The organism is Arcobacter sp. CECT 8989, from assembly GCF_004116715.1.
GTDB lineage: Bacteria > Campylobacterota > Campylobacteria > Campylobacterales > Arcobacteraceae > Halarcobacter.
The window spans coordinates 1-2,855 of the sequence record NZ_PDKE01000026.1 but is presented as its reverse complement, the minus strand read 5'-3'; the positions used below and the strand labels follow the sequence as shown (position 1 = coordinate 2,855).

2 protein-coding genes are annotated in these 2,855 nt (G+C 25.1%); both read right to left on the bottom strand.

Annotated elements, in window-relative coordinates:
• Nucleotides 1-80: 80 nt before the first annotated feature.
• Entirely contained in the window at nucleotides 81-1,271 is a 1,191-nt protein-coding gene (locus CRV02_RS14200; RefSeq protein WP_164969015.1) for a Fic family protein, read from the bottom strand.
• 181 nt (nucleotides 1,272-1,452) lie between these two features.
• The gene (locus CRV02_RS14195; RefSeq protein WP_129090892.1) at nucleotides 1,453-2,679 is read right to left on the bottom strand and encodes an integrase arm-type DNA-binding domain-containing protein; all 1,227 of its coding nucleotides are present in this window, start codon (nucleotides 2,677-2,679) and stop codon (nucleotides 1,453-1,455) included.
• Nucleotides 2,680-2,855 lie beyond the last annotated feature (176 nt).

Below are 2,855 nucleotides of genomic sequence, written 5' to 3'. Positions count from 1 at the left end.
AGATATTAGAATTTCAAAAATTTTTAAATTTATAATTAATATTCAATTATGATGTATATTTTAAGAATGGGTCTATTTATTTAATTTTCAAATAAATCAGGTATAAGATAGTTAGATAATTTACTATTTAATTTAAATCTTAATTTTCCTCTTGGACTATCTGTCTGTAAGTAATCTTCTTCTAGTAACTCTTTTACAATAGATATGGCTTTAGGTGCACTTACTCCTAAGATTTCTTGTGCATTACCTCTAGTTACTTCTCCATGAACTAATAAATACTCTAATAGTTTATTTGAATTTTTTGGTAGAGGATTGACATTACGAATTAATTTTTTTTGTGAAAGCTCAACATAAGCTTTTATCTTTGTTGTCATAGAATCTAATTTTAAATATTCACTCATAAATAATACTTGATCTAATGCAATATCTAACATAAATTCTAAAAAGTTTTCAAGTCCTTTTAATGTTAATGGTCCTCTTCCATCATTATATCCACTAAACTTTTCATCTGCTAAAGACAGAAATTTCCTATACTCTTTTTGATTTCTAGCAAGTCCTCTTGATATATTCCATAATCCATAACCTTGGATATCAGAGTGATACAATAAGTAATCTAAATAAAGTCTAGATACTCTTCCATTTCCATCATAAAATGGATGTATATATGTTAATCTATGATGAGAACATAAAGCATAGATTAGTTTCATTGTGTGTGTAGAGCTCCTAGATTGATTATATAACATCTCAAATTCATTGAAGCAAGCTATTAATTCATCACTTTGAGGTGGGATATGTTCTCCAACTCGTACATAACCTTCTCTTAGTTTCCCAGGTATCATTTCTACTTCTAACTCACCATTTTTAATATTTAGTGCATATTTCATTTCTTTTTTATTGTAAAATTCTTTATGAATCTCTAGTATTTTTTCTAATGAATATGCTTTAGATGAGATATCTAGTGTTGTTTCTAAATATTTTTGTACCTCAATATGTACTAATGACAATTGTTGCATACTTTTCTTTTTATCATCTTGTGAAAATTCATTTCTCATAGCACGTTCAATATCAATAGGATGAGTACCTTCTGATTCAATTTTATTTGAGTAATAAGAGTTTATAGTCCGTAAATTTTCTTTTATTGCATTAATTATATGAATATTTAAATTTCCTGTTAACTTAGCACTTTCAATTATGATACGCTCTGCTTTATTAAGTATCTCTTGCTTTAAAGGATACTGTTCAGATTGTGGTAAAACTGGAGTTGTGTACATTCGTAACCTTTTTATATAAAAAAGCATAGGTTATCTATATTCTTTTTAAATTATTTTTTAAATCTTTTATTAGATTAATATACCATAAAATAGATGCTTATAACACTATTTTATTAAATTATATTGTAAATTTTTTAAATTCTTTTTTAAATAAGGGAAATTGAATACTTATTTATTAGTTTTAAACTAATTTAATATTATCCAACCAATCAGCCCACCACTGTATTAGTTCTTTCTTCTCTTCAAAATATTTCATTTTTGAAGCTCTATTATATGCAGCTTTAATTTTATTTTTTTCTTCATGAGCTAAACATGATTCAATAATATCACTATTAAATCCATGCTCTTTTATTTTTTCGTGTGCTATTGTTGAGAATGTACTTCTAAATCCATGCGTAGTATGTCTATTCTGATATCCTAGTTTTTTTAATGCATGTCCTAGTGTTGCATCACTTAAACATTTTAAGTTAGAAACAGGTGAGGGGAATACATATTTACTTTTGTGAGCTGAAAAAGGCTCAATCATCTTTAATATTTCGATTGCTTGTTTTGACAAAGGTAAAATAAAATCTTTTTTAGTTTTCATTTTTTCACCTTGTATATTTATAACTTTTTTTTCAAAATTTATTTCATTCCATTCTAAGGCTCTTAAGTTATAAGGTCTTAAAGCTACATAAGGAGCCAGTTTTAATGCTACTATTGTTGTAATACTGGCTTTATATAAGTTTTCAAAGTTATTGATATCTTCAAGTAATTCTTTTATTTCATTTTCTTTTATAATTGCACTCATATGATTATTACTTGTTGAAACGATTATATTTTTTTTGTCAATATCAGCAATTATATTATGTTCTACATAATTATAAGTTACTGCATATTTATAAATTCTATTGAAATTGCTCATCATCTTCTCAGCAGAACCATGAAGTCCTTTAGTATTCATTCTATCTATAATATTTAAAATATCTGTTCTTGTAATATCTTCAATAAGCTTATTACCTATGTATGGATAAGCATGATTCCTAATAACATTCTCAACTTTAATGTATGTTTTATCAACCCATTCATTTTTCATTTTAGAAAGCCATTTTTCTGATATGTTTTTAAAAGTGTTAGTACTATCTTCTAAAGATATATTTTTTTCTAATATAGGATTAATATTTTGTTTTAAAAGTTCTTTTGTATTATCTCTTAATTTTCTTGCTTCACTAAGAGTAATATCTGGATAAACTCCAAAGCTCATAGAATTTCTTTTATTTTCAAATTTAAAATCAAATCTAAAAAATTTAGTTCCATTAGTTTTTACAATTAAATATAAATTTTGTCCATCACTTAATTTATATTGTTTTTCTTTAGGTTTGGCAGCTTTAATTTCTTTATCTGTTAGAGGTTTTACAATTTTTGGCATTTATACGGTATCCATTTTTGAACTTTTGCAATTACCGTAAAGATTACCGTAATAAATCTTAGAAATTATTAAAAACTAAAAGAATGAGATAGAATGATTTAGAATATTAAAGTTCGATTATATCGAACTTTTTAGAATAAATAAGAAAGTGTAATTATTAATATTGGTGGAGATGT

What these genes read in the sequence shown, in the direction of transcription:
- CRV02_RS14200 (WP_164969015.1), bottom strand. Translation starts at nt 1,271, where the DNA reads ATGTACACAACTCCAGTTTTACCACAATCTGAACAGTATCCTTTAAAG.
- CRV02_RS14195 (WP_129090892.1), bottom strand. Translation starts at nt 2,679, where the DNA reads ATGCCAAAAATTGTAAAACCTCTAACAGATAAAGAAATTAAAGCTGCC.